Annotated in this window: 22 protein-coding genes; 15 read left to right on the top strand and 7 right to left on the bottom strand. The window is 72.5% G+C overall.

From position 1 onward, the window contains the following. Nucleotides 1-9: 9 nt before the first annotated feature. The 6 genes from ACQPZP_RS37240 (at nucleotide 10) to ACQPZP_RS37215 (ending at nucleotide 6907) form a co-directional block, all read left to right on the top strand. Nucleotides 10-1569, top strand: a complete 1560-nt coding sequence (locus ACQPZP_RS37240; protein ID WP_433474360.1) for an acyl-CoA synthetase — start codon at nucleotides 10-12, stop codon at nucleotides 1567-1569. Further along, nucleotides 1559-2509 (top strand): Zn-ribbon domain-containing OB-fold protein, encoded by a 951-nt coding sequence (locus ACQPZP_RS37235; RefSeq protein ID WP_433474359.1) that lies wholly within the window; start codon nucleotides 1559-1561, stop codon nucleotides 2507-2509. The genes ACQPZP_RS37240 and ACQPZP_RS37235 overlap by 11 nt, the downstream gene beginning before the upstream one ends. Then, nucleotides 2509-3546, top strand: a complete 1038-nt coding sequence (locus ACQPZP_RS37230) for a thiolase domain-containing protein (protein WP_433474358.1) — start codon at nucleotides 2509-2511, stop codon at nucleotides 3544-3546. Before ACQPZP_RS37235 ends, ACQPZP_RS37230 begins: the two co-directional genes overlap by 1 nt. Beyond that, nucleotides 3539-4696, top strand: a complete 1158-nt coding sequence (locus ACQPZP_RS37225; RefSeq protein ID WP_433464304.1) for a thiolase domain-containing protein — start codon at nucleotides 3539-3541, stop codon at nucleotides 4694-4696. Before ACQPZP_RS37230 ends, ACQPZP_RS37225 begins: the two co-directional genes overlap by 8 nt. Before the next feature lie 41 nt (nucleotides 4697-4737). Beyond that, nucleotides 4738-6306, top strand: coding sequence for an acyl-CoA synthetase (locus ACQPZP_RS37220; RefSeq protein ID WP_433474357.1), 1569 nt, complete (start codon nucleotides 4738-4740; stop codon nucleotides 6304-6306). 130 nt (nucleotides 6307-6436) lie between these two features. After that, the gene (locus ACQPZP_RS37215; RefSeq protein WP_433464302.1) at nucleotides 6437-6907 is read left to right on the top strand and encodes a MarR family winged helix-turn-helix transcriptional regulator; all 471 of its coding nucleotides are present in this window, start codon (nucleotides 6437-6439) and stop codon (nucleotides 6905-6907) included. Between the two features lie 14 nt (nucleotides 6908-6921). Here the strand turns inward: ACQPZP_RS37215 and ACQPZP_RS37210 are convergent, their stop codons facing one another. Next, nucleotides 6922-8256: a cation:proton antiporter gene (locus tag ACQPZP_RS37210; protein ID WP_433474356.1), complete on the bottom strand. Its 1335-nt coding sequence runs from the start codon at nucleotides 8254-8256 to the stop codon at nucleotides 6922-6924. A 520-nt stretch (nucleotides 8257-8776) separates the two neighbouring features. Between ACQPZP_RS37210 and ACQPZP_RS37205 the strand changes: the two genes are divergently transcribed. Then, on the top strand, nucleotides 8777-10396 hold the full coding sequence (locus ACQPZP_RS37205; protein ID WP_433474355.1) for a serine/threonine protein kinase: 1620 nt from the start codon (nucleotides 8777-8779) through the stop codon (nucleotides 10394-10396). A 15-nt stretch (nucleotides 10397-10411) separates the two neighbouring features. Here ACQPZP_RS37205 and ACQPZP_RS37200 read toward each other — a convergent pair whose 3' ends face one another. Both ACQPZP_RS37200 and ACQPZP_RS37195 read right to left on the bottom strand, forming a co-directional pair. Then, nucleotides 10412-11602 carry a lipid-transfer protein gene (locus ACQPZP_RS37200; RefSeq protein WP_433474354.1) on the bottom strand — a complete coding sequence of 397 codons (1191 nt, stop codon included), beginning with the start codon at nucleotides 11600-11602 and terminating at the stop codon, nucleotides 10412-10414. After that, a complete protein-coding gene (locus tag ACQPZP_RS37195; protein ID WP_433464298.1) occupies nucleotides 11599-12048 on the bottom strand; it encodes a Zn-ribbon domain-containing OB-fold protein in 450 nt (149 codons plus the stop codon). The genes ACQPZP_RS37200 and ACQPZP_RS37195 overlap by 4 nt, the downstream gene beginning before the upstream one ends. Nucleotides 12049-12249: 201 nt before the next feature. Here ACQPZP_RS37195 and ACQPZP_RS37190 point away from each other — a divergent pair, with 201 nt between their 5' ends. From ACQPZP_RS37190 to ACQPZP_RS37180, 3 genes are all read left to right on the top strand, one after another. Beyond that, nucleotides 12250-13017, top strand: coding sequence for an SDR family oxidoreductase (locus ACQPZP_RS37190; protein ID WP_433474353.1), 768 nt, complete (start codon nucleotides 12250-12252; stop codon nucleotides 13015-13017). Nucleotides 13018-13040: 23 nt separating this feature from the next. Then, nucleotides 13041-14000, top strand: a complete 960-nt coding sequence (locus ACQPZP_RS37185; protein WP_433474352.1) for an LLM class F420-dependent oxidoreductase — start codon at nucleotides 13041-13043, stop codon at nucleotides 13998-14000. Between the two features lie 107 nt (nucleotides 14001-14107). Beyond that, the gene (locus ACQPZP_RS37180; protein ID WP_433464295.1) at nucleotides 14108-14407 is read left to right on the top strand and encodes a Fe-S cluster assembly protein HesB; all 300 of its coding nucleotides are present in this window, start codon (nucleotides 14108-14110) and stop codon (nucleotides 14405-14407) included. Nucleotides 14408-14467: 60 nt separating this feature from the next. Here the strand turns inward: ACQPZP_RS37180 and ACQPZP_RS37175 are convergent, their stop codons facing one another. The 3 genes from ACQPZP_RS37175 to ACQPZP_RS37165 are packed head-to-tail and all read right to left on the bottom strand — an operon-like array spanning nucleotide 14468 to nucleotide 16852. Beyond that, entirely contained in the window at nucleotides 14468-14668 is a 201-nt protein-coding gene (locus tag ACQPZP_RS37175; protein ID WP_433474351.1) for a hypothetical protein, read from the bottom strand. Nucleotides 14669-14690: 22 nt separating this feature from the next. Beyond that, nucleotides 14691-15791, bottom strand: coding sequence for a hypothetical protein (locus tag ACQPZP_RS37170; RefSeq protein ID WP_433474350.1), 1101 nt, complete (start codon nucleotides 15789-15791; stop codon nucleotides 14691-14693). Further along, on the bottom strand, nucleotides 15788-16852 hold the full coding sequence (locus tag ACQPZP_RS37165; RefSeq protein WP_433474349.1) for a phosphotransferase family protein: 1065 nt from the start codon (nucleotides 16850-16852) through the stop codon (nucleotides 15788-15790). Before ACQPZP_RS37165 ends, ACQPZP_RS37170 begins: the two co-directional genes overlap by 4 nt. Before the next feature lie 103 nt (nucleotides 16853-16955). Here ACQPZP_RS37165 and ACQPZP_RS37160 point away from each other — a divergent pair, with 103 nt between their 5' ends. The 5 genes from ACQPZP_RS37160 (at nucleotide 16956) to ACQPZP_RS37140 (ending at nucleotide 24362) form a co-directional block, all read left to right on the top strand. After that, entirely contained in the window at nucleotides 16956-17606 is a 651-nt protein-coding gene (locus ACQPZP_RS37160) for an MBL fold metallo-hydrolase (RefSeq protein WP_433474348.1), read from the top strand. Then, nucleotides 17603-18271, top strand: coding sequence for an HAD family hydrolase (locus ACQPZP_RS37155; RefSeq protein ID WP_433474347.1), 669 nt, complete (start codon nucleotides 17603-17605; stop codon nucleotides 18269-18271). The genes ACQPZP_RS37160 and ACQPZP_RS37155 overlap by 4 nt, the downstream gene beginning before the upstream one ends. A 145-nt stretch (nucleotides 18272-18416) precedes the next feature. Beyond that, entirely contained in the window at nucleotides 18417-18620 is a 204-nt protein-coding gene (locus tag ACQPZP_RS37150) for a PspC domain-containing protein (protein ID WP_433464289.1), read from the top strand. A gap of 88 nt (nucleotides 18621-18708) precedes the next feature. Next, nucleotides 18709-23160 carry a hypothetical protein gene (locus tag ACQPZP_RS37145; protein WP_433474346.1) on the top strand — a complete coding sequence of 1484 codons (4452 nt, stop codon included), beginning with the start codon at nucleotides 18709-18711 and terminating at the stop codon, nucleotides 23158-23160. A gap of 104 nt (nucleotides 23161-23264) precedes the next feature. Then, the gene (locus ACQPZP_RS37140) at nucleotides 23265-24362 is read left to right on the top strand and encodes a winged helix DNA-binding domain-containing protein (RefSeq protein ID WP_433474345.1); all 1098 of its coding nucleotides are present in this window, start codon (nucleotides 23265-23267) and stop codon (nucleotides 24360-24362) included. A gap of 7 nt (nucleotides 24363-24369) precedes the next feature. Here ACQPZP_RS37140 and ACQPZP_RS37135 read toward each other — a convergent pair whose 3' ends face one another. Beyond that, on the bottom strand, nucleotides 24370-25860 hold the full coding sequence (locus ACQPZP_RS37135) for a dienelactone hydrolase family protein (protein ID WP_433474344.1): 1491 nt from the start codon (nucleotides 25858-25860) through the stop codon (nucleotides 24370-24372). Nucleotides 25861-25934: the final 74 nt, after the last annotated feature.

Here is a 25934-nt window from a genome sequence, read left to right as displayed (position 1 = left end):
GGAGATCCGATGGGGTCATTGGGCTTTTGGCGGTTGGCGCAGACCGACCCCGGGTGGGTCGCCGCCGTCGATCCGGACGGGACGAAGCACACCGCGGGCGACCTGCTGGCCCGCTCGAACCGGCTCGTCCACGGACTGCGCGCCCTGGGCCTGGAGAAGGGCGACGGCATCTGCGGCCTCGTCCCGAACGGCGTCGAGGGACTCGTCCTGTACCTGGCGGCGCTCCAGGCGGGCTGGTACTACACGCCGGTCAACTGGCACCTGACCGGACCCGAGATCGGCTACATCGTGGCCGACAGCGACGCGAAGGCGTTCTTCGTCCACGAGCGCTACGCCGAGGAGGGCGCGCGGGCCGGTGAGGAGATCGAGGCTCACCGGCGTTTCGCGATCGGGGACGTCGAGGGGTTCCGGCCGTATGCGGAGCTGGTCGACGGGCAGCCCGACACCCTTCCGGACGACCGCAGCAACGGCGCCACCATGCACTACACGTCCGGGACGACGGGACGGCCGAAGGGCGTCAAGCGGGCGCTGATGGGCATCGACCCCGACGACAGCGCCGAGCTGATGACGTTCCTGCTCGGCCTGTTCGGAATCCCGCCGGGCCTCCCGGCCGGGGGCGAGCACCAGGCCCATCTGATCACCTCGCCGAACTACCACACGGCCGTCACCCAGTTCGGCGGAACCGCCCTGCAGATGGGCCACACGCTCGTCTACATGGACAGGTGGGACGCCGAAGACACCCTGAGGATGATCCAGGAACACCGTGTGAGCAATACCCACATGGTGCCGACGCACTTCAAGCGGCTGCTGGCGCTGCCCGAGGACGTCCGGGCCCGGTACGACGTGTCGAGCATGAAGTGGGCGATCCACGCGGCGGCGCCGTGCCCGGTGCCGCTCAAGCACCAGATGCTCGACTGGTGGGGCGACTGCATCTGGGAGTACTACGCGGCGACCGAGGGCGGCGGGACGATCGCCAGCCCGGGCGACTGGCGCGCCCACCCCGGCACGGTCGGGAACGCGTGGCCGATCAGCGAGCTGCTGATCGTGGACGACGACGGGGACCCCGTCCCGGCCGGGACGCACGGCACGATCTACATGAAGATGGCCGGCGTCGAGTTCGAGTACAAGGGCGACAAGGAGAAGACGGAGAAGAACCGTCTCAAGGACTTCTTCACCGTCGGCGACATCGGCTACCTGACCGAGGACGGGTTCCTGTTCCTGTCCGACCGCAAGTCCGACATGATCATCTCCGGCGGCGCGAACATCTACCCCGCCGAGATCGAGAACGAGATCATCCTGCATCCGAAGGTCGGGGACGTGGCCGTGTTCGGCATCCCGGACGAGGAGTGGGGCGAGCAGATCAAGGCGGTCGTCGAGCCCGCCGACGGCGTGGAGCCGGGCCCGGAGCTCGCGGACGAGATCCTCGCGTCCCTGGAGGGACGGCTCGCCAAGATGAAGTGGCCGAGGTCCATCGACTTCATCGAGACGATGCCGCGCGAGCCCAACGGCAAGCTCCTCAAGCGCAAGCTGCGCGACCCGTACTGGAAGGACCGCGACAGTGCCATCTAACACGGGGCCGTCCGAACAGGGGCCGAACCACGTCATCGGGTTCCCCGGCGGCTACACCCGCTCGGTCGGGCCGGTGATCGGGCGCTTCCTCAGCGAGCTGCGCGACGGCCGGATGGTCGGGGTCCGCACGGCGGGCGGCAGGGTGCTCGTCCCGCCGGCCGAGTGCGACCCCGAGACCGGCGAGGACGTCACCGGCGAGTTCGTCGAGGTCGGCCCCGCCGGCACCGTCACGACCTGGTCGTGGGTGCCGCGCCCGGCCAAGGAGCATCCGTTCGACCGCCCGTTCGCGTGGGCGCTGATCCGCCCGGACGGCGCCGACACGGCACTGCTGCACGCGCTCGACCTCGGCGTCTTCGAGGCCGGCGCGAAGCCGCCGAAGTTCCTGAAGACCGGGATGCGGGTGCGGCCGAAGTACCGCGCGGAGCGCACCGGGACCATCCGCGACATCGAGTGCTTCCTGCCCGAGGTCACGATGATCAACCCGCAGGCGTCGCTGGCGTACCGGCTGAAGGGCGGCCGGGCGCTCGGCCGGTTCCTGGAGGGGATCTCCGAGGGACGGATCATCGGGCACCGCTGCCCGGTGTGCGAGAAGGTCATCGTTCCGATGAAGGGGTTCTGCCCGCGCGACGGCGTTCCCACGAGCGAGGAGGTGGAGCTGCCCGACACCGGCACCGTCACCACCTTCGCGGTCAACAACATCCCCGACCCGCGCGCGCCCGAGGTGCCGTTCGTGTCCGGCTACGTCCTGCTGGACGGCGCCGGCCTGACGATGCTCACGCTCGTCGCGGGCATCCCGGCCGACCAGGTGCGGATGGGCATGCGGGTGAAGGCGGCGTGGCGGCCCCGCGAGGAGTGGGACCGGTCGATGGCCAACATCAAGTGGTTCGAGCCCATCGACGAGCCCGACGTCCCCTTCGAAGAGATCAAGGACTTCATGTAATGCGTGATGTCGCAGTCGTCGCGTTCGCACAGAGCCGTCACAGCGCCGAGGACCAGGGGCTCGCGGAGACCGAGATCGTCCTTCCGGTGATCGCGGAGATCAAGGAGCGGACCGGGCTGTCCCGGTTCGGCTTCACCTGCTCGGGGTCGTGCGACTACCTGCAGGGCGCGCCCTTCGCCTTCGTCTCCGCACTCGACACGCTCGGCGCGTGGCCGCCGATCTCCGAGAGCCACGTCGAGATGGACGGCGCGTGGGCGCTGTACGAGGCGTGGGTGAAGCTCCAGATCGGCCAGACCGACACGGCACTGGTGTACGGGTTCGGCAAGTCGTCCCAGGGCGATCTCCGGGCGATCATGACCCAGCAGCTCGACCCGTACCACCTGGCTCCGCTCGGCGTCGACCAGGTGTCGATGGCCGCCATGCAGGCCCGCGCGTACATGGACAGGGCGGGCGTGAAGGAGGACGACCTGCGCGCCGTCGCGGCACGGTCCCGCGCGTCCGGGCGCGACAACCCGTTCGCGCTGCACCTGCCGGACCCCGAGGGTGACGACTACGACGTGGCGCCGCTGCACCCCTACGACGTCGCGCCCATCACCGACGGAGCGGCGGCGATCGTCCTCGCGGCCGGCGACACGGCGCGGGAGCTGTGCGAGCGGCCCGCGTGGATCACCGGCATCGACCACCGCACCGAGCCGCACTCGCTGGGCGTGCGCGACCTGACCCGCTCGGAGGCCGCCCGCATCGCGGGGGAGAAAGCCGGCGCGACCGGGATCGAGGTCGCGGAACTGCACGCGCAGTTCAGCCACGAGGAACTGATCCTGCGCGAGGCGCTCGGCCTGGGCGGCGGCGTGACGGTCAACCCGTCCGGCGGGGCGCTGTCGGCGAACCCGGTGATGGCGGCGGGCCTCATCCGGATCGGCGAGGCCGCGTCCCGCATCCACGACGGGACTGCGTCCCGGACGCTCGGGCACGCCGCGTCCGGCCCCTGCCTCCAGCAGAACCTCGTCTGCGTGCTGTCGGGAGAGAAGAATGGCTAAGTCCTGTGCGGTCATCGGGGTCGGGCAGACCGAATACAAGACCAAGCGGCTGGACGTGTCGATGGCGGGCCTGGTCCGCGAGGCGGCCCGCCGTGCGCTGGAGGACGCGCAGCTGACCTGGAAGGACATCGACGCCGTCGTCGTCGGCAAGGCGCCCGACCTGTTCGAGGGCGTGGTGATGCCGGAGGTCTTCCTGGCGGACGCGCTCGGCGCGACCGGCAAGCCGCTGCTGCGGGTGCACACGGCCGGCTCGGTGGGCGGGTCCACGGCGATCGTCGCGGCGAACCTGATCCAGTCCGGGGTGCACGAGCGGGTCCTCACGATCGCGTGGGAGAAGCAGTCGGAGTCCAACGCGACGTGGGCGCTGACGGTGAACGGGCCGTTCACCACCTCACTCGTCGTCGGGGCGGGGGGCTACTTCGCGCCGCACATCCGCGCCTACATGCGGCGGTCGGGCGCACCCGACCACGTCGGGACGCTCGTCGCGGTCAAGGACCGGCAGAACGCGCTGAAGAACCCGTACGCGCACCTGAAGATCCCCGGCATCTCCCGCGAGATGGTCGAGTCGACGCCGATGCTGTGGGAGCCGATCCGCTACCTGGAGACCTGCCCGTCGTCGGACGGCGCGTGCGCGATGGTGCTGGCCTCGGAGGACGCCGCCAAGAAGGCGCCGAGCCCGCCCGCGTGGGTGCACGGCACGTCGATGCGGTCGGAGCCGATGCAGTTCGCGGGCCGCGACACCGTGAGCCCGCAGGGCGGCAAGGACGCGGCGGCGGACGTGTACCGGCAGGCCGGGATCACGGACCCGCGCAGCGAGCTGGACTGCGCCGAGGTGTACGTTCCGTTCTCCTGGTACGAGCCGATGTGGCTGGAGAACCTCGGGTTCTGCGGAGAGAGCGAGGGCTGGAAGCTCACCGAGGCGGGCGCCACGGCGCTGGACGGCGACATCCCGTGGAACGCCTCCGGCGGCGTCCTGTCGTCCAACCCGATCGGCGCGTCCGGGATGATCCGGTTCGCGGAGGCCGCGCTGCAGGTGCGCGGGCAGGCCGGCGAGCACCAGGTGGACGGCGCGCGCCGCGCGCTCGGCCACGCCTACGGCGGCGGCGCCCAGTTCTTCGCGATGTGGATCGTCGGCAGCGACAAACCCTGATTCCCTACCCACTGGCGCGACAGACCCTCGGAGGACGTCCGATGGAGTACAACCACGCTGACCTGTTCGAGGGAGTCGTGGACGCGGTCGGGGAGCGGGTCGCCCTGGTGTGCGGCGACCGGCGGCTCACCTACGCCGAGCTGGACGAGCACGCCAACCGTCTCGCGCACCATCTGGCGGACGCGGGCGTCCGGCCCGGCCAGCATGTCGCCGTCCAGCTCTACAACGGCGTCGAGTACGCGGCGGCGATGCTGGCCACGCTGAAGATCCGGGCCGTGCCCATCAACGTCAACTACCGGTACGTGGAGAGCGAGCTGCTCTACGTGTACCGGGACTCCGACAGCGTCGCGCTGCTGTACGACGTGGAGTTCGAGGAGCGCGTCGCGGCGACCGTCCCGGAGGCGCCCGAGCTCAAGCACCTCGTCGCGGTGGGCGGCACGCCGTCCATCCCGGGGGCGGTCGCATACGACGAGGCGCTGAAGGACGCGGACGGCACGCGCGGCTTCCCCGCGCGCTCCAAGGACGACCTCTACATCATCTACACCGGCGGGACGACCGGGATGCCTAAGGGCGTCATGTGGTCGACCGAGCAGATGCTGCTCGCGTTCTGGAACCCGGCGTTCCCGCCCCCGTCGAAGCCCGGGGACGTGGTGGAGAACGCCCGCAACGGCGGGCCGATGACCATGATGCCGGTGGCGCCGCTGATGCACGGCGCCGCGCAGATGGCCACCTGGATCGCCTGGTTCATGGGCGCGACGCTCGTCTACACGCGCAAGTTCGACGCCGCCGACGTGTGGCGGACGATCGAGCGGGAGAAGGTCAACTCGCTCACGATCACCGGGGACGCGATGGCGATCCCGATGGCGGAGGAGCTGGCGCGCGGGGACTACGACACCTCGTCGCTGCTGGCCTACGTCTCCACCGGCGCGATCTTCACCGGGACGGTCCGGGACCGCATCCAGGAGCTGCTGCCGAACACGATGATCCTGGACCGGTTCGGGTCGACCGAGTCGGGTTCGACCGCCGCCGCGGTCGCCGGGTCCACCCCGGAGAAGGGCCTGAGGTTCGCGCCGGACGTGGAGAACGTCACCGTGCTGGACGACGCGTTCCAGCCGGTCAAGCCGGGGTCCGGCGTCATCGGCCAGGTCGCCCGCACCGGGTACATCGCGCAGGGCTACTACAACGACCCGGAGAAGACCGCCAGGACGTTCCCGATGGTGGACGGGAAGCGCTGGCTGCTCACCGGCGACATCGCCACCGTGGAGGAGGACGGGTCGATCGCCGTGTACGGACGCGGCTCGCAGGTGATCAACACCGGTGGCGAGAAGGTGTTCCCGGAGGAGATCGAGGCCGTCCTGAAGGGGCACCCGGCCGTCTACGACGCCGTCGTGACGGGCATTCCGGACGAGCGCTGGGGGAGCCGCGTCGCGGCGGTGATCCAGCCGTCGGCTGCCGAGCCGCCGGCCGAAGAACTGGACGCGCACTGCCGCAGGCACCTGTCCGGTTACAAGGTGCCGCGCGTCTACGCTTTCGTGGCGGAGATGAAGCGCTCGCCGGCCGGGAAGGCGGACTACCGCTGGGCGAAGCAGGTGGCCGAGGGAGCACGGTAGAGATCGGCTCGCCTTCGCCACACGCTCGTCCCCGCTGGTCCCGCCCGCGCGCGCCCTATAGAATCTCCTGCAGAGAGTCGCTCTTGAAATGAGCCTCTCTATATGAGAGAAAAAGAGGGAGAGGTGGGGCGTGTCGACCCCGGAGCGCGGACGGATGGCGGGCGAGCTGCAGATGGCGATGCAGCGCAGCACGATGTTCACGGTGCTGCTGCACCATGCCACCGCGAGCAAGGCGGGCATGAACGTCACCGACGCGCAGTGCGTGAACGCGCTGACGCTGGACGGGCCGCAGACGCCGGGACAGCTCGCGCAGCTCATGGGCATCACGACCGGCGGGGCCATCACCGCGGTCATCGACCGGCTGGAGCGGGCCGGGTACGTCAGGCGCACCCGTGACCCCGACGACCGCCGGCGCGTGATCGTCGAGCTCGTCGAGGAGAACGTCGTCCAGTTCGCCCAGTACTTCGAGCCGATCGGGCGCGCCTTCCGCGAGCGGCTCGAAACCTACACCGACGAGCAGGTCGCCGTCCTGCTCGACTGGGTCCGCCACAACAACGAGGCGATGCCCGGGATCATCGACGAGATCCGCAAGCTCCCCTGAACGCGGGCAGGCCCTCATGCGGCGGTCTGCTGGGGCGCCGCCTGCGTGCCGTCCAGGTCCGGCGACAGGTAGCCGTGGCCCCGCCGCTGCGAGCGGGCCAGCCACACGCCGGCGAGCTGTGACGTGAGGATCGACAGCAGCACCAGCGCGACGAAGAAGGTCGCGTTGATGACGCCCGCGGCGAAGGTCACCGCGGCCAGCACGATGCCGGGACCGCCGCGGGCGTTCATCGCCACCGCGAAGTCGGTCGACCAGGTCCGGGTCCGGCCGGCCAGCCGCGCGCCCGCCCACACGCTGCCGAACTTGACCGCGCAGGCGGCCGCGAACAGCCAGCCGAAGAAGAGCAGGTCCAGGTCGTGCGCCAGGTCGATCTGGAACCCCACCAGCGCGAAGTAGACCGGCACGAAGAACGCCAGCGCGAATCCCCGCAGCAGGCCGAGCCCGGGCGACTCGGCGGACGCCGGGTCGGCCATGGCGACGCCCGCCAGCAGCGCGCCGAAGATCGGATCGATGCCGAGGGCCATGCAGCACAGGCACAGCGCGAACAGGAACACGAGCCGCAGCGCCGCCGGGCTGCGCCGTTCCAGCACCCGGAGCCGCCAGCTCCCGGACAGCCACCGGAACAACGGCCGGCCGCCGGCGAGCAGGACCACGAAGAACAGCACGGAGACGGCGACGTAGTAGGCCACGTACCACCCGGTCCCCTCGGCGCCGATCAGCCCGGGCAGACCGAAGGTGGAGTGCGCCTGGACATTGGCCAGGCCGAGGATCACCGCCAGCACGACGTACAGCAGGATGTCCTCGATCACCGCGACGGTCAGCACCGTGCGGGCGAACAGGGTGCCCAGGATCCCGAGGTCCATCATGATCCGCGAGATGACCGGGATGCTGGTCACCGCGATCGCCAGCCCCAGCACCAGGGAGATCGCGGCGCCCGAGCCGTGCGGGCCGGCCAGCGCATCGAGGTCGGCCACCTGTGCGATGGCCAAGCCTCCGGCGAAGGGAATCACCAGGCCGGTGGCGCTGGTGAACAGAACGGTCTTGCGCTCGGCTCCCTGACCGCCCGGCCGCATCTCCAGCCCGGCCAGGAACACCATCAGGATCGTGCCCAGATGGTAGACCGCGCCCAGCAGGTGCGCCGTGGGCGTCCCGGACCGGGCCAGCCAGCCGGCGGCCCCCGGGGCGACCAGAGCCAGCGCACTCGGACCCAGGAGCACTCCTCCGGCGATTTCGCCGATCACCGGTGGCTGGCGCAGCCGGAGGAACAAGGCCGCCCCCAGGTGCGCGGCCAGCAGGAAGACCGCCAGCACGATCAGCATCCGGGCCACGTCGCCGACCGCAAGGGACATCGCTCTCGCCTCCTTGCCAAGCACGGGGGATTTGTCGAACTAAACCACGATGAACAACTATCTGTAACTTTATGTTCACTATACGGAGTCGGCTATCGCCTGGCGATGCCATCGGCGCCAGGTGAGGATTGCCGTGAAGCGAGCGTCTTCCGCCCATGCGGGAGTGAAGTCGGGTGAACGAACGCCCGGCTCGTGGCCGGGGCGGCGGCGCGGAATGGGGGCTGTCGGCTCCGGGGCGCCCCCGACGCCCCGGAGCCGATCGGGCGGGTCCGGGAACGGCCGCGGCGGTCCCCCCGGCCGCGGCGGCCGCCCCCGGAGTCTCAGGAAGTTCGCATACCCGCCGAGAGGGTGACATCAGACACGTGACCGCTCCACCCCAGGTCACACAGGGTCAGCATGGTGATTTGGGTCACATTGTCCCTGGTAGACGTCCTGCCGGCCCGGCCGGCGCCGGTCCCGGAGGCCCTCGCGGAATGAGATCATTCCTCCGCGGAACGTGATGACGAGGGGCCGGTGAATCGTGGAACCACTCCGTCCGGAGGACCCCGCCGAGGTCGGCGGCTACCCGCTGCTGGCCCGCCTCGGCGCCGGCGGCATGGGGCAGGTCTATCTGGGGCTGACCGGTGGCGGACGGCATATCGCCGTCAAGGTGATCCGGGACGACTTCGAGGGGCCGCAGGCGCTCGCGCGGTTCCGCCGCGAGGTGGCGACCGTCGAGCGGGTGCGCAGCCGGTTCGCCGCGGCGATGGTCGGCGCCGGCCTGGACACGCCGCCGCACTGGCTGGCCACCGAGTACGTGCCCGGCCCGACGCTGCGGCAGGCCGTCGCCGAGTACGGGCCGCTGCCCCCGGACACCTGCCTGCGGCTGCTCGCCGAGCTGGCCCAGGGGCTGCTGGAGATCCACCGGCACGGCGTCCAGCACCGCGACCTCAAGCCGGGCAACGTGATCCTCGCACCGGACGGGCCCAAGCTGATCGACTTCGGCATCGCGCGCGGCGAGGACCAGACGCAGATCACCCAGACCGGGGCGTGGAACGGCACCCCCGGCTTCGTCGCGCCCGAGGTCGTCCGCGAGCAGCAGCCGCTGCCCGCGTCGGACGTGTTCTCGCTCGCGGGCACGATCGCCTACGCCGCCACGGGACGTCCGCCGTTCGGCGGCGGCCGCATCGAGGCGGTCATCCACCGGACCCTCGGCGGCGAGATGGACCTGGACGGGGCCGACCCGCGCGTCGCCGAACTCGTCCGGCTCTGCGCCGCGAAGGAGCCGCAGACCAGGGTGCCGCTGGAGCGGCTGCTCCAGATGACCGCGGCGCAGGCTCCGCTCGCCGCCGATCCCGCCTACCGCCGGCTCGTCGGCGTTCCGCGGCCGGCGCCCGTCAGCCTCCCGGACGCGGTCGCGTCGGGGCTCGTCCCGCCGGACCGCACCAGGACGGTGCCGGGCCGGACGCGCGGGCGGTCGCGGGCCGCCGTCATCGCGGCGGGCGCGGCGGTGGCCGCCGTCATCCTCGGTGGTGCCCTCGTCGCCCGGTTCGCCCTCGACAACGGCGCCGACGAGAAGCCGGACACCCCTCTGGCCGGGAAGGGCGCGCGGAGCGCCGGCGCGACCGGCGACCCGGCGGGCTCGTCCCCGGGCGCGCAGCAACCCCGGAACGGCGCCGGCGGCGGAACCGGCGGCGCTCCGCCGGACCAGATCCTGGTGAAGCAGCCGACCGACGACTTCGCGAACCTCCGGTGGTCCAAGGCGAACTCCGCGTGCCAGCCCGCCGTCCGTCCCGAGGACTTCAAGGTCGCCAGCGACATCCAGACGTCACTGCCGCGCGAGCCGTACACCAAGCAGACCGTCGACTTCGGCCTGCGCTTCAAGTACACGAATCCGTCGAAGTACTACGTGGCCGTTCAGGTCCGTCCTCCGATCGAGCAGCAGGGGAACAGCGTCACCGGGGAGGTGGCGAGCAAGCCGCACCTGTACCCCGGGAACAGCGCGTGGCTGCAGATCCACTATCCGTCCGAGTTCCAGTGGCAGGGCGCCGACAAGGGCACGTACCCGCTCATGAAGGGCGACTGGACGGTCATCTGGCTGCACGTCCACCCGAACGGCGACGCCTACTACCTGGCGTGCGACGGGTTCACCGTCGCGTGACCGCCCTGCGGCGGGTCACCGGACGGCGATGACCGCGGAGCCGTGGCCGAAGAGGCCCTGGTTCACCGCGATGCCGGCCCGCGCGTCCGCGACCTGGCGGCCCTCGGCCTGCCCGCGCAGCTGCCAGGTCAGCTCGCACACCTGCGCGATCGCCTGCGCCGGGATCGCCTCGCCGAAGGACGCGAGCCCGCCGCTCGGGTTGACCGGGACACGGCCGCCGAGCGTGGTGGCGCCGGACCGGAGCAGTTCCTCCGCGGTGCCCCTCTCGCACAGCCCGATGTCCTCGTACCAGTCCAGCTCAAGGGCCGTGGACAGGTCGTAGACCTCGGCGAGCGACAGGTCCCCGGGGCCGATGCCGGCCTCCTCGTAGGCGGCGTGCGCGATGGCCGACCGGAACGGCCGCTCGGGCTCGGGCGCCGTCATCGCCGAGTCCGTCGCGAAGTCGGGCAGGTCCAGGACGGTCTTCGGGAACGTCGGCGTCACCGTCGACAGCGCCGGGATGCGAACGGGATCGGTGACCCCGTGCCGCCGCGCGAACTCCATGGACGTCAGGACGAGCGCGGCGCCGCCGTCGCTGGTGGCGCAGATGTCGAGGAGCCGCAACGGGTCGGCGACCACGGCGGACTCGCGCACGTCCTCCACGGTCACCTCCTTGCGGTACCGGGCGTTCGGGTTCGACAGCCCGTGCCGGGCGTTCTTCACCTTGACGGCGGCGAAGTCGTCCAGCGTCGCGCCGTACATGGCCATCCGCCGGCGCGCGTAGAGGGCGAAGTAGATCGGGTTGGTCGCGCCGAGGAGGCGGAACCGCAGCCAGTCGGGGTCGTCCGGGCGGTCTCCGCCGACGGGCTTGAAGAAGCCCTTGGGCGCGGCATCGGCGCCCACCACCAGGGCGACGTCGCACAGGCCGGCGAGGATCTGCGCGCGCGCCGTGTTGATGGCCTGTGCCCCGGACGCGCACGCCGCGTAGCAACTGGACACCCGCGCACCCGACCAGCCGAGCGCCTGCGCGAACGTGGCGCCCGCGATGAACCCCGGATACCCGTTGCGGATGGTGTCCGCGCCGGCCACGTACTGGACGTCCGGCCACGTGAGGCCCGCGTCGGCGAGCGCGGCCCGCGCCGCCGCCAGCCCGTACTCGACGAAGTTGCGCCCCCACTTGCCCCACGGATGCATCCCCGCGCCCAGCACGGCAATGTCGCGCGTCATTTCACGGGCCTCCACATCCATACGGTGTACTCGGCTTCGTCGTCCTCGTAGAGGACGCCCTCGGTCAGCTCGACCTCCATGCCGACGGCGAGGTCGTCGACGGTGTGGCCGGGGGCGACCTGGCCTAGGACGACCATCCGTTCGGCGTCGAGTTCGACGGCCGCGACGGCGTAGGGGACGAACGGGTCGGGGGAGACGTACGGGGGCGGCGGCTTGTAGCGGGAGTCGGCGTAGGACCAGATGCGCCCGCGACCGGAGAGGGCGTACGGCTCCAGTTCCGAGCCGTCCTTCGGACCGGTGCAGCCGGGGTTGCGGCACGCCAGTTCGTTGCGCGGGAAGTACGGCGTTCCGCAGGCGGTGCAGCGGGTACCCAGCAGGCGGACGTCCCCGCCCTCGGTGGCGAACCAGCCCTCGATCGCCGGACGACGCTCCTTGGTGGCTGTCACGCGGCCCTCCCTGTTCTCCCGCCCGGTGTCGTACCGGCGCAGCGTACCAATCAAACGATCGTTAGAAAGATGGGCCGTCCGGTGACCGGGACGAAGGCGTCCGGGGCCAGCTAACTGACTCGTCAGTCACTTCGGTACAGTGAACCGAGTCGGATTCTGCCCATGCCGCCCACAGGGTGCGAACAGGTAGGGAGCGCGCGGATGCGGACTGGACTTCAGGGAAGGACGGCCCTGGTCACCGGGGCGTCCCGGGGGATCGGGAAGGCGATCGCGACCGCGTTCGCCGCCGAGGGCGCCAACGTCGTCCTCTCCTCCCGCAAGCAGGAGGCGCTGGACGAGGTCGCCAAGGAGATCGGCGCGGCGTACCCGGACGTGGGCGTGCTCGCCAAGGCCGCGCACGTGGGCGACGCCGAGCAGGCCGCCGCGTGCGTGGACGCGGCCGTCGCCGAGTTCGGCGGCCTCGACGTCCTCGTCAACAACGCCGGGACGAACCCCTACTTCGGCCCGATGGCCGACATCGAGCCCGCCGCCGCGGCGAAGACCGTCCAGGTCAACCAGTTCGCGATCGTCCAGTGGACGCAGCTCGCGCTGCGGGCGTCGCTCGCCGAGCGCGGCGGCGCGATCATCAACATCGCGTCGGTCGGCGGCATGGTCACCGAGCACGGCATCGGCTACTACAACGCCACCAAGGCGGCCGTGATCCACCTCAGCCGGCAGTTCGCGATGGAGCTGGCGCCGAAGGTCCGGGTGAACTGCATCGCGCCCGGCCTGGTCAAGACGCATCTCGCCCGCGCCCTGTGGGAGAACAACGAGGCCGAGATCAGCAAGTTCATGCCGCTCGGCCGGATCGGCGAGCCGGAGGACATCGCCAACGCCGCGGTGTTCCTCGCGGGCGACGCCTCGTCCTGGATGACCGGGCAGACCCTCGTCGTGGACGGCGGCGCCACCGTCCGCCCATCGATCGCCTGATCGCCAGGAACAAGGAGAACCGAATGTCACGCTGGGGACTGACCATTCCGCTGACCGGGCTCCCGCTGGCCGAGCACCGCGAGATCGTGTCCGGACTGTCCGGGCTCGGATACACCGACGCCTGGTCGGCCGAGACGAACGGCGCCGACGCGTTCACGCCGCTGGCGCTCGCCTCGCAGTGGGACCCCGAACTCCGGCTCGGCCCGGCGATCGTGCCGGTCTACACGCGCGGCCCCGCGCTGCTGGCCCAGCAGGCCGCCACCCTCGCCGGTCTCGCGCCCGGACGGTTCGTGCTCGGCATCGGCACCTCGTCCGACACGATCGTGCAGCGGTGGAACGGCATCCCGTTCGAGGAGCCGTACAAGCGCACCCGCGACACGCTGCGCTTCCTCCGCAGGGTGCTCGCGGGGGAGAAGGTGAAGGAGGAGTACGACACCTTCGCCGTGAAGGGCTTCAAGCTGGACGACGCGCCCGCGGCGCCGCCGCCGATCGTCCTCGCGGCGCTGCGTCCCGGCATGCTGCGGCTCGCCGCCCGCGAGGCCGACGGCGCGATCACCAACTGGCTGGCGCCGAAGGACGTCCGGACGGTCCGCGGCGAGCTGGGCGACGACCCCGAGCTGATCGCGCGGCTGTTCGTCTGCCCGACGGAGAACGCCGAGGAGGCCCGCGCCATCGGCCGCTGGATGATCGCCGCGTACATGACGGTCCCCGTCTACCGGGCGTTCCACGAGTGGCTCGGGCGCGGCGAGGCGCTCCGCCCGATGAACGAGGCGTGGGCGGCCGGCGACCGCAAGAAGGCCCTGGAGGTCATCCCGGACGAGGTCGTGGACGACCTGATCGTCCACGGGTCGCCCGAGGCGTGCCGGGCCCGTGTCCGCGAGTACGCCGACAACGGGCTCACCACGCCCGTCCTCGCGATCGTCCCCGGCGGGAACCTGTCCCTGCCGGACGCGGTGCGGGCCCTGGCGCCGAGCGCGGACTGAGACCGGCCGATCACGGATCGATGTTCCCGGCCATGTTTACCGCCATGGGGATCGGGGAGGGTGGGGCAGATCCGATCCGAGAACGAAAGAAACGTGAGGAGCTGATCGTGCTCACGCTGACCAGCGGTGCCGTTCAGGTCATTCGTACTGTGACCGCGAATCCGGAGCTTCCGCCCGACACCGGTATCCGCATCGAGTCCGGCCTCGACGGCTCGGACGCCCTGCGGCTCTCGGTCGCCCCCGCGCCCGAGGCCGGAGACCAGGTCGTCGAGGAGGAGGGCGCCAAGGTGTACCTGGAGCCCTCGGTCGCCGAGCTCCTGGACGACAAGACCCTTGACGCCCAGGTCGACCCGCAGGGCGACGTGGCCTTCACCATCGCCGAGGGGGGCGGGGGCACCCCTACCTGACGTGCGGAGGACGAGACCGGGGCACGTCCGCCCGGGCCGCCGCTCCGGTCTCGTGTCCTCTCAGCGCATCGCCATGACGACGGCGACCACGGCGAACACGAACGCCGCCGTGGTGAGGATCATGAAGGCGCCGATCACCGCGCAGGCCAGGCCGCGCGGCTGGTCGCGCCAGGTTCCGTAACGGTCGCGCACCTGCCGGTCCAGTTCCTTCCGGGACGGCCGCCCCGCGTCCGGGGGGTCGGGCGAAGGCGGGGTCGTCACGGTCGCCAGTCTGGCAGATCGATCACTCGGAGAAGGACGGGTGCGGCCCCAGCGCCCAGTACTCGAAGAGGCCGTGCCCGGTGACGCCGCCGGTGGGCTGCGCGCCGTCGAGGTACTCGTACCGGCCGACGGCGTCGACCATGCCCCACATGAGCGCGGCGTCGCCCGGTTCGCGGGTGTCGTAGGAGACGCCCTCGACCTTCAGGTCGGGCCCCTGGTACATGCCGTGCTTCCAGCCGGGCTCCAGCCCGTACCCGGTGCCGACCATCAGGTGGACGGGCAGGATCGGCGTCGCCCTGATCTCGAACGGCTCCCCGCCGGGCGGCGCGAACCGGAGGGTCGCCGTGACCACGTCACGGGTGCCCTCCGCGTACTCCGGGCGGTATTCGGGACGTCCCAGGTACTCGGCCTCACGATCGGGCCAGACGCGGGTGGCCTCTTCCAGGACGCGGCGTCCCTTCTCATCCTCCTGCACGATGCAGAGGATCGAGTGGTCCTCGAACTGCATCGGCGCGTACAGCCAGTAGAACGTGCCCGCGTTCTTCAGCTGGATGCCCGGCGGCTCTGGCTCGCCTACGGGACGGATACCCCAGGAGCGGTCTCGCGAGCCCCACCAGTGGTCGGGGGTGACCTCGATGGTCTCGCTGTCGACCGTGATGGTCCCCGCCCAGCGGCCCGTCTGCGCGAGGCGTCGTGAGTCGAAGACGACGCGTTCCTGCCAGCGCAGGAAGTGCGGGGGCTCCAGCGTGGCGGGGATCGCCCCTTCCCAGGTGAGGTCGAACGACAGGCCGTGCTCTGTCTCGTCCAGGACGACCCGGAGCCGCTTCAGTCCCTCGATGACCTCCACGCGGAACGGGCCGACCGTGGTGTCCATGCGGTCGTTGCCCAGTTCGCGGGACGCCCTGACCACCTTGTGCACCGGCCCGCGCCGGACGACCGCGAAGGCGTCCATCACCCCCAGGTTGGGGTACTGCCCGATCCCGATGATCATCATCAGCTCGTCCGAGCAGGGGTGGACGTTGAAGTAGTACCGGTCGTAGAAGTTGCGGTCGGACGTCGTGACGTGCCGCATCACCTCCGGCGCCTGGTGGATCGGGTAGTCGTCGAGCGGCGAGAGCGTCACCGGTCCCCCTCCAGGATGCGGGCGAGCAGCTGCGTGCAGTTGTTGTCGTACGGAAAGCCGTCGGACTCGTCGATCCAGCCGAAGTCGATCATCGCCTGCCCGATCCGGGCCATGATCACCGAGAACTTGAAGCCGGACAGGATCTCGTAGTAGGCCATGTGCCGCATCGGGCGTCCGAGCAGCTCCTCGTAGCGGGCGATCGTCTCCGCGTAGGACGGGAAGCCGGGCAGCCGGGCCGCGCCGACGCCCTCGGAGTGGTGCCGGTCGAGGAACATGAACCAGGCGAGGTCCTCCTCGGGGGCGCCGAGCACCGCGGTCTCCCAGTCCAGGACGCCCGCCGGGACGCCCGCCTGGAAGATCACGTTGCCGATGCGGGCGTCGCCCCACAGCGCGACGGGGTCGTCCGGCTCGTCCGGACGGTTCGCCTTCAGCCACTCCAGGGCCTTCAGCGCCGTCTCCTGCGGGCCTTTGTAGGCCCACGGCAGATAGCTCTCGTAGTAGCCGAGCCGCTGGCCGAGGCCGGGCGCGCCCCACTCCGGCTGGTCGAGGAAGCCGAGGCCGAGCCCCCGGACGTCCAGCCGGTGCAGGCTCGCCATGATCTCCAGGGTGGACCACCACATCGCCGCGCGTTCCGCCGGCGCGACCTCCGTCACCCAGCCGCCGGTGTGGTACGGCGGCATGTCGGTCGGGACCCGGCCGTCGACGCGTCCCATCACGAAGAAGGCGGCGCCCAGCACGTCCGGGGACGGCTCGTACCAGCGGATCGGCGGCACCGGGATGCCGCTGCGCTCGTCCAGGACGCGCATCAGCCGGTACTGCTCCGCGAACCGCGGCTCCGGGAAGATCTGGTACTTCTCCGGGGCGACCCGCGCGACGAGCCGCTCCTTCCGCGCCGTGCCGCCCTCGGCCCACTCGGCCTCGAACATGAGGGTCTCGTTGGAGAATCCGCTGGTCTGGGGGGTCTCCACGTGCGGGATGCGGACTCCGGGAAGATGCCGGTCCAGCCACCGGGTGAGGCGCCGCCTGGTGATCTCGGGGTCGCGTTGGTCGGGAACGGGCATCGCCGCCTCCTTGCGCAGGGTCGCGCCCAAATTAGAACGTGTTCTATCAACGGCCCCGGGGCCGGTCAATGGGACCGGACGCCCGGCGTGGAAAAATCGCCTGATGCGTCTCACCAAGCTCGGGCACGCCTGCGTGCAGATCAGCAAGGACGACCGCACGATCGTCATCGACCCCGGCGCGTTCAGCGACGCGTCCGGCGCCCTCGCCGGCGCCGACGCCGTCCTGATCACCCACGAGCACTTCGACCACTTCGACGCCGACGCGCTCCGCGCCGCGATGGCCGCCCGTCCCGACCTGGAGGTGTGGACGTCCCGCGTCGTCGCGGAGAACCTCGCCGACCTCGGCGGCCGCGTCCACCAGGTCGGCCACGAGGACGCGATCACGATCGCGGGCTTCGACGTCCACGTCTACGGCGAGGACCACGAGCTCCTGCACCCGGACGTCCCGCCCATTCCGAACACCGGGTTCCTGATCGACGGGGAGGTCTTCCACCCCGGAGACGCGCTGACCGTCCCCGCCGAGCCCGTCCCGACACTGTGCCTGCCCGGCAACGCGCCCTGGATGAAGATCACCGAGCTGTTCGCCTACACGCGCGCGGTCGCGCCGGAGCGGGCCTTCGTCATCCACGACGGCCTCCTGAACGACATCGGCCTCACGGTCATGGAGACCGCCGTCACGAGGGCCGGCAACGAACTGGGCAAGGAATTCCGCCGCCTCGTCCCCGGCACCTCCGTAGACCTGGCCGCCGCGTGAACCTGACCCCCCGCAGGATCCAGGCCGTCTTCTTCGACATCGGCGAGACGCTCATCAACGAGGGCGAGATCTACGGGCGATGGGCCGACTGGCTGGGCGTGCCGAGGCACACGTTCCTCACCAAGCTCGGCGCGCTGCTCGCGACCGGCGGCACCCACATCGACCTCTTCGAGTACTTCCGGTCCGGGTTCGACCTGGCGGAGGAGGAGCGCAGACGCGCCGAGGCGGGCGTCCCCAACGGGTTCGGGCCGGAGGACCTGTACCCGGACGCCCGGGCGTGCCTGTCCGGCCTGCGCGACCAGGGGCTCTTCGTCGGGATCGCGGGCAACCAGCCGGTCCAGGCGGCCGAGCAGATGGCGGCGCTCGGCCTGGACGCGGACGTCGTCGGCATCTCGGACGTGTGGGGGGTCGGCAAGCCGTCCCACGAGTTCTTCGAGCGCTGCGCCCAGCTCGCCGACGTCCTCCCCGACCGCGTCCTGTACGTGGGCGACCGCATCGACAACGACGTCCGGCCGGCGCTGGCGTTCGGGATGCAGGCGGCGTTCCTGAGACGCGGCCCTTGGGGGCACATCCAGGAGGACGGCGACGCGCTCCGCGACTGCCTGTTCGTCCTGGACGACCTGGCCGGCCTGCCGAAGCTCGTCGCCGAGTACAACGCCCCCTAAGGGACGTCCCCTAAGTCCGGAGTATGGGGCGAGAACAGGTCGGACGGCTGATGTGAGGTGCGCTGTCCGGTTCGTAGCGTGAAGAACGTGGCCGTGAGAACCGCGGCCGTGTTCACCGCTCGACGAATCGGGGAGAGAAGAACCCATGAACGGCCTCTACCGTCCGCGCCGCGACCGGATCATCGCGGGTGTCTGCGCCGGCCTCGCACGCCGGTTCGGCATGACCCCGTGGACCGTCCGGCTGCTGTTCCTGCTGTCGTGCCTGCTGCCCGGGCCGCAGTTCGTCGTCTACCTGGTCCTCTGGGTGATGATGCCGGCCGAGGACCGGTACATGGCGGGCGCCCACTAGCCAAGATCAACGATTGCGCTCGACCGGGCCCGCCCGGGGGGTGTTAGATCGGGGCACCACCATTCCCGTGGGAAGGGGAGGAGCCGCGGTGCCCGACGAGGCCCCGGGTCCCGGCCGGCCCGGCCGGGCCGTGGACGAAGCCGCCGCGCGCGAGGCCGAGCACGCCGCGCGGCTGCTCGGATACCTGCGCGACCTCGCGCGGGCCCGGCGGCGCCCGTCCCGCGACCTCGCCGAGCACGACCACGTCCACTGGCTGGCGGAACTGCCCGGCGACGTCTACGTGGAGCGGGACGCCGGGCCCGGCGACGTCCTGTTCAGCGTCCCGGTCATCCCGCTGACCCCGCCGGTCGTGCTGGACGAGTTCGACGGCTGGCTCGCCCTCCGCAACTGGTACCGGATCCTCCGCGACCTGTCCGGCGCGGAGGTGGTGCTGGCGACGGGCCTGCTGTCGTGGCGTCCGGCCGTCCACGACCATCTGCTGAGCACGCCCGTCCGGATCGTGCTGGACGAGCGGACGGAACGCATCGACGTCGTCCTCACGGGCCACACGAGCCTGCGCGACCGGGAGCTGCTGGCCGGGCATCCCGGCTTCCGGCCCGCCGGCCGGGTCTCGGACGCGGTGCAGGCCGGGCAGGGATTCGGGCTCAACGCGTCGGTCGGGGACGTCCTGCGCAAATGGTGCCAGGTCGCGCTCACGAGCCCGGCCGACTACCGCGAGGACTGGACGCCGGACGCCGACGGCGCCTCGCCCGTCCCGCGGATCCGGCTCGCGCCCGCGCTCGTCGTCCGCCCGCAGGGCCGCGAGGCCGTCGCCGACCACCACGCCAGGCTGCTCGGCCTGCTGCCGCGCGGCGTCCCGGACGGCCTCGGGCGGTTCGTCTCGGGGACCAGGAGACCGCAGGTCATGCACGTGCCGGAGCGCGCGCCGGAGACCGTCCCGGACCTGCTCGCCGGGCTGCTCGCCCGCGGGCACCGCGTGCTCGTCGCGACGTCCGGCCCGGCCGCCTCCGCCGAGCTGCGCGCGGCGCTGCCGCCCGGCCTCGCCGCCCTCACCGCCACCGACCCGGCCACGGCGGCCCGGGTGGCGGACGGCGTCCGCGGCGGGGGCCCCGCCCCCGACCTCGGCCCGCTCGCCGACCGGGAGGAGGCCGCCGCCCGGCGGGTCGCCGAGATCACCGAGCGCCTCCGCCGCGGCGAACCGGACGAGCCCCCGCCGGACCCGGGCGGCGAGGACCCCCAGCTCTCGTGGATGCCCGTCCGGCCGGACATGCCGGCCGGCCCGCCCATCACCCGGTCCGAGGCCGCGGAGCTGGTGGTCCTCCTCGCGGAGGAGACCGCCGAGCGCAAGGCCCGCACCGCGCAGCGGGACATCGACCCGGGCGCCCTGCCGAGCGCCGCCTACGTCCGCACGCTGATCGACGCGGAGACGGCCGCAGCCGAGCGCGCCGAACGCTCCAAGACCGACCTCTCCCAGCGCCTCCGCGACAGCGACGTCACCCTCCTCGCCCGTCTCGACGGGGACGCCTCCGCCGTCGGCGCCGCGTTCCGCGACCTCGGCCTCGACGGCCACCCGGGCGGCTGGAACGCCTCCGACCTCGCCGTACGCGCCCTCGGCGACGCGCTCGCCGAACGGCGCCCGCTCATCTGGGCCCGGGTCGTGGAGATGACGTCCCGCGCCCAATGGGCCGAGCGCGCCCTGGCCGAGCTGGGCGGACACCACATCGAGCTGCCCGCCGACGCGGACCTGCGCGGCCTGGCGGCCGCCGCCCAGGACCTCCGCACGTACCTGGCCGACGGCGGCGCCCTCAAACGCGGGCCGCTGCGCTCCTCCGCCCAGCGCCAGGCGGAGCCGCTCCTCGCCACGGTGACGGTGGACGGCGCGGCGCCGGCCACGCCCGAGCTGCTCGACCTCGTCCACACCGACCTCATGGTGCGGATCACCTGCCGGGAGCTGCAGTACGTGTGGGAGGCCGCCGGCATCTCCTTCCCCGCCGACCTGCCGCCCGGCGACCGCGTCGCCCGTTTCGTACGCGCGCACGCCCGCCTCGCCCGCGTCCGGGACGCGATGACCGCACTGGACTCGACGCGGCGGCTCCTCGAACGCTCCGGTTTCCGGATTCCGCTCGTGCATCCGATCCAGTGGCACGACTACGCCGCCGCCCTCCGCAACGCCCTCGAAGGGCTCGGCGTCAACCGCGCCACCGCCGACCTGGACGCCCTCCGCGACTCGATCGGCCCCGTGGACGACGACGATCCCCCCGAGATCCGCGACGCCCTCGCCGCCATCGACGCCCGCGACGCCGCCGCCTACGGCCGCGCACTCGGCGCCCTGGCCGAGGCCCGGCACGAGCGCTCCCGGCAGAACCGCTGCGCGGAGCTGCTCGCCCGCGTCCGCGCCGTCCACCCCGACCTCGCCAACCTCATGATCGCCACCGACGGCGACGAGGTCTGGCACGCCCGCACCCGCCGCTGGGACGACGCCTGGGCCTGGGCCCGCCGCCGCGCCGCGCCCCCCGCCCCCGCCGACGCGGAGGAACGCCTCCGCACCGCCCTCGCCGCGGCCGAGGACGACCTCCACAAGGCCCGTGCCGACCTGACCGCCGCCCGGGCCTGGACGTCCGCCGCCGCCCGCGCGCCCTCGGCCCCCGACGTCGTCCCCGCCTGGATCCTGCCCCTGTGGCGCATCCCGGACGTCCTCCCGCCCGTCCCCGAAGGCTTCGACGTCGTCATCGTCGACGGCGAGCACGAAGCCGGCGCCGAAGCCCTCTACGTGCTCTGGCACGCACCGCGCGTCATCCTCGTGGGGCCGGCGGGTCCCGCCCTGCAACCCCCGGAGGGGCCGCCCCCGACCACCCTCCTCCCCGCCCACCTCCACGAAGCGGTGACCTCCACGAGCTCCCTTTTCACCGCGCTCACCACCGCCCCCTCACCTGATCGTCCGGACGAGGCGCCCCGGGAGCCGCCCGCCGCGCCGCCACGTCCCGGCCCCCCGGCACCCGAGGCGGACCGGGCCCCGCGCGCCCCCGAGCGTCCGGGCGCCCCGCCCGCACGGCCGAGAGCACTGTCCGAGCGGCCCGACGCGACCCAGCGGGACATGCCGATCACGCCCCCGGCGCCACCGCCCCCGTCCGGACGCCCCGGTGTCCCGCCGACGCGTCCGAGCGTGCGCCCGTCCGCCGCACCTCGCGAGGGAGCACCGCAGACCGGCCGGGACCCGCGTCCTCCCGAGCGTCCGGCCGCCCCGCCGGTGCGCCCGGGCGTGCCGGCGTCCGAATCGCGCCCCGGCGGCCCTCGCGAAGCCGGGCCGGGGAGGGTCCCGGACCCGCGTGCTCTGGAGCGTCCGCGGACTCCGCCCGAGCGGCCGGACGTGACGGCGCAGGACCTGCGCGTCCCGCCGCGTCCCGCGCAACCCCGTGACGGCACGCCCAGCGCTCCCAGGGGTGCGAGCGGGCCGTCCGAGCGGCCCGACCTGACGCAGCGGGACCTGGAGGCGCCCTCGCCCCCGGCGCCGCGGCCCGGCGCGCCCGCGCAGGGCTCGCGGGGACCCGGCCAGGGCGCGAGCCTGCCGCCTCGACGGCTGGACGCCCCACGGCGGGAGCCACGGGAGCCGGGGCCGGGGACTCCGCGTTCCCCGGGTGGCGCTCCGAGCCTTCCGCCTCGCCGGCTGGACGCAGGCCCGAACGCACGCGGACCTGAGACCGAGCCCGGCCCGCCCGCACCCCGACCGGACATTCCCGCCCTATGGGGCAAGCCCGGCCCACTACCGAAGCCACCACCCCCACCCGAGACACCCGAGCCACCGCCCCACCCCGAGGCGGCTGGGCCGCCGTCCCGGCCTGAGACGGCGGGGCTGCCGTCTCGGCCCGAGACGGTCCGGCCATCGCCCCGAGCCGAGGCGCCTGGGTCGCAGTCCCAGCCCGAGGCGGTCGGGCCTTCGCCTCGCTCCGAGACGGCCAGGCCACCGTCTCGGCCCGAGGCGGCTGGGTCGCCACCCCGCCCCCAGACTGCTGGGCCGCCGTCCCGGGCCGAGACGGTCGGGCCATCGCCCCGAGCCGAGAAGACCGGGTCGCCGTCTCGACCCGAGGCGGCCGGGCCACCGCCCAGGCCCGAGGCGGCTGGGTCGCCACCCCGCCCCCAGACTGCTGGGCCGCCGCCGCCCCGAGCCGAGAAGGCCGGGCCGCCGTCCCGGCCCGACGCGGCGGGGCCTTCGCCTCGGCCCGAGGCGGCTGGGTCGCCGTCCCGGCCCCAGGCCGCCGGGCCGCCGTCCCGGCCTGGGGCGGTCGGGTCTTCGCCTCGGTCTGGTGCGGCCGAGCCGTCGGGTGGGCATGGGCTGGTGAGGCGTGGGCGGTCGATCGCCGGTTACAAGCGTCCCGAACTGGTCGAGATCGTCGGGCACATCGCCGAGCTCGAGCCGGATCTCACCGACGAGCAGATCGTCGAGCTCGTCACCCGGCTCCTCGGCTGCCCGGAGGACGAGGCGCTCCTCGTCGGCGCCCGCCTGCGCTACGCGGTGGAGGCGTACCGGGAGGGCACCGGCTGATCGTGTGGGCCCGCTTCCGCTCCTTTGGCGGCGGTTCTTATGGAATAGAGCATTCCGTTCTGATATTGTCGAAGTCGACGGTTCGTTCTTCCTGAGGCGGGGTCATGACACAGATGCTCGATCGCCGGACGCTCAACCGGGCGGCCCTCGAACGGCAGCTCCTCCTGAAACGCTCTGGGATGTCCGCTCTGGAGGCGGTCGAGCGGCTCGTCGCGGTACAGGCGCAGGAGACCAACATGCCCTACATCGGGCTCTGGACGCGGCTGGACGGGTTCCGGCGCGAGGATCTCACCGATCTCCTCTACGACCGGTCGGCCGTGCGCGGCTCGATCCTCCGCGGAACGCAGCACATGGCAGCGGCCGCCGACTACCTGTGGGTGCGTCCCCTCGTCCAGGAGAGCCTCCTGCGGGGCCGGCGGGCGGCGTTCGGCGGCGTCACCAAGGACTGGGACCTGGACGAACTCGCCGCCGAGGCCCGGAGGCTCCTGGCCGGCCGCATCCTCACCCGCCCTCAGCTGGCCCGCGCGCTGGCCGAGCGATGGCCCGGCCGTGACCTGCAGGCTCTCGGCTGGTCGTCCCAGGCGCTGCTCTCCGTCGTCCACCCGCCGCCCAGCGGCACCTGGAACACCGGTGGCGCGACCCCGTTCGCCCTGGCGGACGAATGGATCGGCCGGCCGCTTCGCAAGGAGACGCCGGAACACTTGATCCGCCGCTACCTGGCCGCATTCGGCCCGGCCTCCGTCAAGGACTTCCAGATGTGGTCCGGAATGCGGCGCATGGAAGCCGCCTTCGACGACCTTCGCCCGTCCCTCCAGACGTACAGGGACGAAGACGGGGCGGAACTCTTCGACCTGCCCGGCATGCCCCTGCCGGACGCGGATGTTCCCGCCCCCGTCCGCTTCCTCCCGGCCTTCGACAATCTGATCCTCGCCTACGCCGACCGCAGCCGCATGATGACGGACGAGCAGCGCAAGGCCGTGTGCGTGGGCTCCCTCACCCACCCGGCCCTCCTGGTCGACGGCCGGGTCCACGGCCTTTGGACGCTCAAGCACGACAGGAAAGCAGGCCACGCCGCCCTGACCATCGAACTGTTCGCGCCTCTCCCGGACGAGCAGCCGGTCCGGGAGGAGGCGGCCCTCCTCCTGGACTTCGCCGCCCCCGATGCCGACCACGACCTCCGCATCGCGCCCTGGTCGGGGTGATCTTCCCTCAGGTGATCGGCATGGTGATCGCGATCGGCCAGGCGAGGAGCACGCCGCCGACGACGGCGGTCACCCATGCCGGAGCCTGGATCGCGCGGAGCGCCGCCGCCTGGACGCCCTGCCACACCAGCAGACCGGCGATCAGCGGCGACACCAGCAGCACGAACGACGAGACCACCCCGAGGAGCACGGCCAGGCAGAGGCCGGCGAGGACGCCCATCGCCGTCCAGGCGTGAATCCCCATCGCGACGAGACGCCCATGCCCCGCGCACATGGCCTCGACACCAAAGCAGTACAGCGCGGTGCAGAGCGCGATCAGGACGAGCACCCAGGCCCGCGGGCCCACCGGTACGGCATGCGCCCAGCCCAATTGCGCGGGCACGGCGAACGACGCCACGGTCAGCACGCCCAGAATCGCGGCGCCCACGATCGTCCGTCGCGCCGGACGTCCACCTGGCGAGCCGGGCCCCCTCGCGAAGGCAAGGGTCACCACGCCGATGACGCCGAAGAACCCGGCGAGCGGACCGGACACCGCCAGCGGCAGCCTCAGGATCCCCATCGCCGGCACCGCCACCACCACGGCGGCCGTGGCGGCGGCCGCCGCGCGCTTCGATGAGAGGCGGCGGGCCGGGCGGTCGCCCGAGGGGCGGCCCAGAAGCGCCGAGGCGATCGCGGCGAAGCTCAGCATGGCCGCCAGGTACAGCAGCATCGCCGACCCGGCCCGCTGGACGGCGCGCACGCCAGCGTCGGGCGCCGAGTGGCGCCCGAACGCCGCGTCGAACCAGGCGCCCGCCTCCCGGTGGGTGCGCGGGCTGAAGAGCACGCCGACATGTTCGGCACCGCCGACGATCACGGCCCGCCGGGCGGTCCCCGCACGAGGGTCGCCGTACGTCACACCGGGCCGCCCCTGCGGATAGGCGTCGCGCAGCGCGCCGACGGCGCCGTCCCGGTATCCGGCGAACTCCAGGCCGCCGGCGATCAGCAGAAGATCCCGGGGCCCGGATGCAGGCACGCCCATCTGCCCCTGCGAGATCGCGACGGTCGCCCCCACCAGCGGATGCGCCGTCGCGTATCGGATGACCGCGGCCGCCCCGAGCGAATGACCGACGAGGCCGAGGCGCCCTCCGTCCACCCACGGCATGGCCCGCAGATGCCGGACGGCGACGTCCAGGTCACGGTCGAGCCGCGCATCGGCGGCGGACCCCTCCCCGGCGCCGGGGAGCCGCCGCGTGCTGGCCCCGTGCCCCGCGAGATCGACCAGCGCCACCGCATACCCGCGCCGCGCCAGCGTGTCCGCGAAACCGCGCATGAGCTGCCTGCTCGCGGCAAGCCCATGCACGACCACCACACCGGGCAGGCCGCCGCCCGCACCAACCGGCCGCACCGTCTCTACCGGGACCCCGTCCACCACCGTGGCCCGCCGCTCGATCCCCCTGTCGGCCGTCGCCAGCCCCGCACCTCCGGCGATCGCGCAGGCCACCGCGACCACCACCGCCACGATCCGCGTGGTCGTCGGGCCGCGGCGTCCAGGGCCATCGCGTTCCGGTCCGGCATCGTGAGCGTGGGGACGCG

The organism is Spirillospora sp. CA-142024 (genome assembly GCF_050942325.1).
Lineage (GTDB): Bacteria > Actinomycetota > Actinomycetes > Streptosporangiales > Streptosporangiaceae > Spirillospora.
Note: the sequence above shows the minus strand (reverse complement) of the source record. Positions and strands in the feature narration are given on the sequence as shown.

Bases quoted from the DNA above. Each gene is read 5' to 3' on its own strand.
- ACQPZP_RS37240 (WP_433474360.1), top strand. From the start codon at position 10: ATGGGGTCATTGGGCTTTTGGCGGTTGGCGCAGACCGACCCCGGGTGG.
- ACQPZP_RS37230 (WP_433474358.1), top strand. From the start codon at position 2,509: ATGCGTGATGTCGCAGTCGTCGCGTTCGCACAGAGCCGTCACAGCGCC.
- ACQPZP_RS37225 (WP_433464304.1), top strand. From the start codon at position 3,539: ATGGCTAAGTCCTGTGCGGTCATCGGGGTCGGGCAGACCGAATACAAG.
- ACQPZP_RS37220 (WP_433474357.1), top strand. From the start codon at position 4,738: ATGGAGTACAACCACGCTGACCTGTTCGAGGGAGTCGTGGACGCGGTC.
- ACQPZP_RS37210 (WP_433474356.1), bottom strand. From the start codon at position 8,256: ATGTCCCTTGCGGTCGGCGACGTGGCCCGGATGCTGATCGTGCTGGCG.
- ACQPZP_RS37200 (WP_433474354.1), bottom strand. From the start codon at position 11,602: ATGACGCGCGACATTGCCGTGCTGGGCGCGGGGATGCATCCGTGGGGC.
- ACQPZP_RS37190 (WP_433474353.1), top strand. From the start codon at position 12,250: ATGCGGACTGGACTTCAGGGAAGGACGGCCCTGGTCACCGGGGCGTCC.
- ACQPZP_RS37185 (WP_433474352.1), top strand. From the start codon at position 13,041: ATGTCACGCTGGGGACTGACCATTCCGCTGACCGGGCTCCCGCTGGCC.
- ACQPZP_RS37165 (WP_433474349.1), bottom strand. From the start codon at position 16,852: ATGCCCGTTCCCGACCAACGCGACCCCGAGATCACCAGGCGGCGCCTC.
- ACQPZP_RS37160 (WP_433474348.1), top strand. From the start codon at position 16,956: ATGCGTCTCACCAAGCTCGGGCACGCCTGCGTGCAGATCAGCAAGGAC.
- ACQPZP_RS37150 (WP_433464289.1), top strand. From the start codon at position 18,417: ATGAACGGCCTCTACCGTCCGCGCCGCGACCGGATCATCGCGGGTGTC.
- ACQPZP_RS37140 (WP_433474345.1), top strand. From the start codon at position 23,265: ATGACACAGATGCTCGATCGCCGGACGCTCAACCGGGCGGCCCTCGAA.